Origin of the sequence: Sunxiuqinia dokdonensis (assembly GCF_001270965.1) — a bacterium.
Lineage (GTDB): Bacteria > Bacteroidota > Bacteroidia > Bacteroidales > Prolixibacteraceae > Sunxiuqinia > Sunxiuqinia dokdonensis.
Genome location: NZ_LGIA01000167.1, coordinates 21,818 through 28,300, shown reverse-complemented (window position 1 = coordinate 28,300; position 6,483 = coordinate 21,818). Strand labels below are relative to the sequence as shown.

The window sequence follows — 6,483 nt, the reverse complement described above, 5'->3', positions numbered from 1 at the left end:
GACAACTGAATGACCATCAATGACTATTGAATGACCATTCTTCACCAAAAGCCATAAAAAAAACCCTGCAATGCAAGGCTTTTTTTTCATTTTTAAAAATCTATTTCTTATACATCGCTGCTCGTCGTTCCTTGATTTCTTCGCTGCTGATGTAATCGTCGTACTCTGTTTGCTTATCAATGATGCCGTTTGGTGTCAGTTCAATCACCCGGTTACAAACCGTATGAATAAACTCGTGGTCATGCGACGACATCAGGATGTTGCCTTTAAACTGGGTCAGCCGGTTGTTAAACGCCTGAATGGATTCCAGATCCAAGTGGTTGGTGGGCGTGTCCAGCATCATCAGGTTGGCGTTGGCGAGCATCATGCGGGCAATCATGCAGCGCATCTTCTCCCCTCCCGACAGCACTTTGGTATTTTTGAAAATCTCTTCTCCTGAGAATAACATCTTGCCGAGGTAACCACGCAAAAAGTTCTCGCTGGTGTCGGAGCTATATTGGCCCAACCAGTCGACCAGCGACAAGTCCTTTTCAAAAAATTCCGCGTTATCCAGCGGCAAATAGGCTTTGGTGATGGTCACACCCCAGTCAAAATCACCTGTATCCGGCTTTTCATGGCCATTCAAAATCTCGAACAAGGCCGTCATGGCACGCGGGTCACGCGACAGGAAGACGATTTTGTCATCTTTCTCCACCACAAAGTTCACATCTTTGAAAAGCAGGTCGCCTCCCGAGGTTTTGCTCAAATTGCGCACTTCGAGTATGGTATTTCCGGGTTCACGTTCCGGGGTGAAAATAATTCCGGGGTATTTTCGGGTTGAAGGTTTGATTTCGTCCACGTTCAGCTTTTCCAACATCTTTTTGCGGCTCGTCGTTTGTTTCGACTTGGCCACGTTGGCTGAAAAGCGGGCAATAAATTCCTGCAATTCCTTTTTCTTTTCTTCGGCTTTCTTATTTTGAGCAGCCTGTTGGCGTAAAGCCAGCTGGCTTGATTCGTACCAGAAACTGTAGTTTCCGGCAAACAATTGCACTTTGCCAAAATCGATATCTACCGTGTGGGTACAAATGGCGTCCAAAAAGTGGCGGTCGTGCGAAACCACCAACACCGTTTGATCAATGTTCGACAAGTAATTTTCCAGCCACGAAACCGTATCAAGGTCCAAATCGTTGGTTGGCTCATCGAGCAGCAGGTTGTCGGGTTTGCCAAACAGGGCTTGTGCCAGCAACACTTTCACCTTCTCTTTCCCGCTCAGGTCTTTCATCAATTTGTAGTGCAGCGATTCGTCAATGCCCAACCCGCTCAGCAAGCTGGCCGCATCGCTCTCTGCGTTCCAGCCATCCATTTCGGCAAACTGATCTTCCAGCTCCGAGGCTTTCATTCCGTCGGCTTCGGTGAAATCTTCCTTCATGTAAAGGCGGTCTTTTTCGGTCTTGACGGCCCACAATTTCTCGTGTCCCATCATCACGGTATCCAAAACCGGGACCTCATCAAACTCCTGGTGATCCTGTTTCAAAACCGACAGCCGTTCACCCGAGGCAATGCTCACATGCCCAAAAGTTGCGTCCTGCTCACCATAAAGCATTTTCAGAAAGGTTGATTTTCCGGCGCCATTCGCACCAATAATGCCATAGCAATTTCCCGCTGTAAATTTCAGGTTCACATCCTGAAACAACACGCGCTTGCCAAATTGTATTCCTAAGTTCGATACTGTAATCATTAATCAGATCCTCTTTTTTCTAATTCGAGCGGCAAAAGTACACTTTAAATCAACAGGAAAAAGATAACAGGCAGGAACTTGACAGTAATTTAACCTAGTCTTCTAGTGATTCCAGCTTCCGAATTTGCCATTCTGGTAATCTTCGTAGGCCTGTTCAATTTCCTCGCGGGTATTCATCACAAAAGGGCCTTGCGATACCACCGGCTCCTTGAGTGGCGGCGCGTAACCGAGCAGCAATACACTTGATTCGGTCGCGCGGATGTTGATTTTCTGTCCGTCATTTTCAAACTCAACCAAGCGCTTTTCATCAACCAGCTGCCCATTCACCTCCATTTGCCCACGGATGAGGTAGAAAAAAACGTTTTCTGTTTCAGGAATAGTTAACCGGAGCTGTCCCTCAGGTTTAAAATCAATGGTTGACAGCTGAACGCCAATGCCTGAATGAAAAGCGCCTTCGACACCTTCCCAATCGCCGGAAACCAGGTGTACAACCACTTTTTCATCATCCAAGGGGATGGTTGGAATCATCTCTTTTTGCAGTCCCTTGTAAAATGGCTTGCTCATTTTTGAGCGTGCCGGCAGATTAATCCACAGCTGTAAAATCTCCAAATGCCCACCATTTCGCTTAAAATCATCCGAAGAAACTTCAGCATGAATCAAACCGCTTCCGGCAGTCATCCACTGCACCCCACCTGATGCGATGACGCTCTTTTCGCCGCTACTGTCGAAATGGGCAATGTCGCCATCCAAAATGAAGGTGACGGTTTCCATTCCCCGGTGCGGGTGCGGACCAAAAGGCAACCCATCGTTGTTTGGCGGGTAATCCTGCGGCCCGTGGTGGTTCAAAAATAAAAACGGATCAAGGTACTTGATGGAGGGCGTCGGAATAACCCGGTACGTAATTAGATCTTGTATGGGTTCGTAAACCGGCTGATGAATCTTTTTTATAGTCTTCATAACGAATAGCTTATAACGATGGATTATAAAATTGCTTTCGGTATAAAAAACAACAGGAGCCGGCAGTTGTTTAAACGAATGCCAACAGGGCAAGCCGATTCGCAACATGAATCCGGCAGAAGCGAATTATTTGCTATTTTTAGAAGCATGATATCAAACAACCAAATTGATACAAAGAATAAGCTCGAAAAAGGCATGAAGTTCAAAATTTCACGTTTCAAAGAGCAGATCAAACGCACCAAACCTCATAAGCATGACGACTACTATGAGTTGATCCTGTTAAGTGAGGGCGAAGGTTTTCATTCCATTGAAACCGAAAAATTCGTGGTTTCCCCACCCGAGTGTTATTTTCTGAAACCCGGGCAGCTGCACTTCTGGGAGTTTACCAGTATTCCAAAAGGTTTTGTGGTGTTATTTAAAGAGGAAGAATTTGATGACCTGCGGGAATCAGAACTCAAAACCATATATCGAAAACTGGCAAGCAGCAGTCGTTTCAGCATTCCATCGGGCGATTTTCCGGAACCGATACTGAACGAACTACTGCATGAATACCAGCGAAACACGGCCTATTCGCACCAAATTATCCATGGGCTGCTGGCTGCCTTGTTTGGAAAGTTATTGGCTTTTTCAGACAGCCAATTACCCAGGCAAAATACGGTGCCCGCCATCTTCGAACGCTTCCGGCAGCTGTTACCGGAGGAAACGCCCCGGCTCCATAAGGTTCGCGAATTTGCCAGCCTGCTGAATACAAGTCCGCAAAACCTGAATGCCATTTGCCGAAAGCAAGCCAACCGCAGCGCCAGCGAATTGATTTCGGCTCAACTGCTGCTCGAAGCCAAGCGTTACATTCTTCACACCGATAATACCATCGCTGAAATTGCTGAGCTCCTCTCCTTTTCCGATGCTTCCAATTTTGTCAAGTTTTTTAAAAAGGCTGAAGGAAAAACTCCGGTCCAGTTCCGAAAGCAGTATTTTCAATAGTACCATTTATCGTTTTATTTCCACCACAAGGATTTGACGTAGCGGCAGTAGCTTCGTACCAATAAAATTGAACTGATATGAAAACACTACGATTGATAATGAACATCGTACTGATTTTTGCCTTGTTTTCGTGTAAAAACAATGACAAAAACAAACCTGACGGCGCTGACGGCTGGTTAAAAGGAAACGATCACGAAAAGTTTGAAACCGTTTCAAAACACCTTCGTGGGTTCGATCTAGCGATGGTGGAAACCGGTTACCGCTACCAGGAATTGTATTGGGCGGGAAAAGATCAAAATTGGGAATACGCGGCATACCAGGTAGAAAAATTAAGAGTTGCCGTAAAAAATGGGCTGGAAAGAAGGCCAAAAAGGGCAAAGTCGGCACAAAACTTTCTGAACATCGCATTGCCACAAATGGACAGCGCTGTTGCAAGCCGCGATACTGTAACCTTTAATCAGGCATTCAGTGTGCTTACCTCTCATTGTATGGCCTGCCACGCGTTGGAAGAAGTACCACATTTTACTGTAAAAGAGCCAACTGCACGTCAATCTCCAATTCGCAAATAAAATGGAACTAATTGTTATTTCAATAGCTGCTTTTTTTACAGCCATTCTAACCTTTTTTTCGGGGTTCGGACTGGGCACTATCTTAATGCCGGTTTTTGCCCTTTTCTTCCCGGTTGACATTGCCATTGCCCTCACCGGCGTGGTGCATTTTGCCAATAATATTTTTAAGATGGGTCTGGTGGGAAAAATGGCCAATAAACCAGTGCTCATCCGGTTTGGCGTTCCGGCCATTCTGGCTTCATTTGCCGGTGCCTGGGTTTTATTACGGATTACCGGGTTGCCTCCGATTTATGAATACCAATTGTGGGGAAATACCTTTGAAATTGCCCCGGTGAAACTTATCATCGCGGTTTTACTACTGTTCTTTTCCCTGCTCGAGGTTCTGCCCGTATTGCAGAAAATTGAGTTTGGTGGAAACCGGCTGATTCTCGGTGGCGTTTTGAGTGGCTTCTTTGGCGGACTGGCAGGAATTCAGGGTGCTTTTCGAAGTGCATTTCTAATAAAAAGCGGACTCTCCAAGGAGGCGTTTATTGCTACCGGTGTCATCATTGCCTCGCTGGTTGACATCACGCGGCTTTCGGTTTATGCCTCGCGGTTTACCTCCTCCGGCTTATCGGAAAATGTGATTTTGCTTGTTTCTGCAACCCTGGCGGCAATTGCCGGGGCTTTCGCAGGAAAAAAACTACTTAAAAAAGTAACCTTCCGATCGGTTCAGCTATTGGTTGCAGCAATGCTTGTAATCATTTCCATCGGGCTGGGTTTGGGAATCATTTGAAATAGGACAATGTAAAAAAAACAGGTAAAATAATTAGATACCATGCTTAAAACAATGAACCGATATTTTGAAAAGAGCTATTTCCCCGTGGCTTTGAAGTATTTCTCCCTTGCTGCCTATGTCGTACTTATCATCGCCGGGTTGTCTGCAACCTCCACCGATCCGGTCTTCCTGAAAGAATTGCGAAACACGAATTTAGGCAACCTGATTGTATGGTCGTACTGGTGGCCGGCGATTATTGTCGCCGCCATTTTTTTCGGCCGTTTCTGGTGTATGGTTTGCCCGGTAGAAATAATTACATCTTTTTTCGCTAAAATCGGTTTAAAGCGTAAAAGGCCCAAATGGCTGCTTTCCGGTTGGGCCATTACGGTTTTTTATGTACTGATTCTTTTTATTGGCATTCAGGGTTTTGCCATACACCGAAACCCAACTTTTATGGCTGTTTACCTGTTGGCAATTGTTGGCGTTTCAATTCTTATTGGCAGTATTTATGAAAAAAATACCTTTTGCCGTTACGTTTGCCCGGTGGGTTATTTGCTTGGCATTTATTCGAAACTTTCCTTTCTGGGATGGCGTGTAAAAAATAAAAGTATTTGTGATACCTGCAAAGACAAATCCTGTATCCACCGGAAATATCATTATAATCTGAACTATAAAAGTTGTGGCGTTGATTTGTACCCGGCAAAAATTGAAGATAATGCTCACTGTATTCTTTGCGCGGGTTGTTTGAAAACATGTAGTAAATATCAGTCGGAACCCACGGCTGGCCGACCAAATCCTCAAATTACAAATATTGGGTTCGCAAATGATTTGTTTAAGCTCAAACCATTGAAAATAGCGGAAATGGCCTTTGTAATGATTGTTTCAGGCTTCGTGATTTCTGAGATTTGGTCGGAATGGGATATTACTAACCAGTACCTGACTTTCTTGCCAAATAGGGTTATCCGGTCATTGGCGATAAGTAATAATTTCGTTGTTGGAATTATTAAAGGTTCAATCATCTTTGCGGTTTTTCCTGTCTTTATCTGGCTTATTCCGTTCCTTGTTGCCAGGGTGGCGGGTCTTTCAATCAAGTTAAAAGATTACCTATTGAATTATGGGATTGCTTTTATTCCGATAATTGCTGCTGCCCATTTGAGCAAAGCCATTTTAAAAACAACAAGCCGGGTTCCATATCTAAGGCATCTTTCCGATGATTTGAGTGGAATGAACACTGCACAAAAAATAGTTGAAGGTGAAATTGTGTTGACAAAAATGCCGTTCATGGTTAATTTGCTGATATCGGTTTTACTTACCCTTGTGATTGCCGGGGGAATCTGGCTAAGCATAAAGGTTATAAAAGAGCTCAACAAAAACAGAGAAATCGCTGTTTCAGGAAAGTCGTTTTATCTTATACCGGCGCTGTACGGAGGTATTTTTTTGTTGATGATAACAGGCTGGAGGTGGCTAATATTATAAACCTGAAAATGAAATTGTTTTATACA

Annotated in this window: 6 protein-coding genes and 1 pseudogene; 5 read left to right on the top strand and 2 right to left on the bottom strand. The window is 44.5% G+C overall.

Annotated features, from left to right (window positions below; all coding sequences use genetic code 11):
- Positions 1–100 precede the first annotated feature (100 nt).
- Positions 101–1,717, bottom strand: a complete 1,617-nt coding sequence (locus NC99_RS13555; protein ID WP_053184579.1) for an ABC-F family ATP-binding cassette domain-containing protein — start codon at positions 1,715–1,717, stop codon at positions 101–103.
- Positions 1,718–1,819: 102 nt separating this feature from the next.
- Positions 1,820–2,674, bottom strand: coding sequence for a pirin family protein (locus NC99_RS13550; RefSeq protein ID WP_053184577.1), 855 nt, complete (start codon positions 2,672–2,674; stop codon positions 1,820–1,822).
- Positions 2,675–2,692: 18 nt separating this feature from the next.
- On the opposite strand from NC99_RS13550, the gene NC99_RS13545 reads away from it, so the two are divergent.
- The 5 genes and pseudogenes from NC99_RS13545 to NC99_RS13530 all read left to right on the top strand — a co-directional run bounded on the left by NC99_RS13545 (position 2,693) and on the right by NC99_RS13530 (position 6,457).
- Positions 2,693–3,655: a helix-turn-helix domain-containing protein gene (locus NC99_RS13545; RefSeq protein ID WP_239684456.1), complete on the top strand. Its 963-nt coding sequence runs from the start codon at positions 2,693–2,695 to the stop codon at positions 3,653–3,655.
- 77 nt (positions 3,656–3,732) lie between these two features.
- Positions 3,733–4,224: a hypothetical protein gene (locus NC99_RS13540; RefSeq protein ID WP_053184575.1), complete on the top strand. Its 492-nt coding sequence runs from the start codon at positions 3,733–3,735 to the stop codon at positions 4,222–4,224.
- Position 4,225: 1 nt separating this feature from the next.
- Entirely contained in the window at positions 4,226–4,999 is a 774-nt protein-coding gene (locus NC99_RS13535) for a sulfite exporter TauE/SafE family protein (protein ID WP_053184573.1), read from the top strand.
- Between the two features lie 42 nt (positions 5,000–5,041).
- Positions 5,042–5,326, top strand: a pseudogene (locus NC99_RS22705) (4Fe-4S binding protein); the annotation flags it as partial.
- A gap of 108 nt (positions 5,327–5,434) precedes the next feature.
- Positions 5,435–6,457, top strand: coding sequence for a hypothetical protein (locus NC99_RS13530; RefSeq protein ID WP_239684455.1), 1,023 nt, complete (start codon positions 5,435–5,437; stop codon positions 6,455–6,457).
- Positions 6,458–6,483 lie beyond the last annotated feature (26 nt).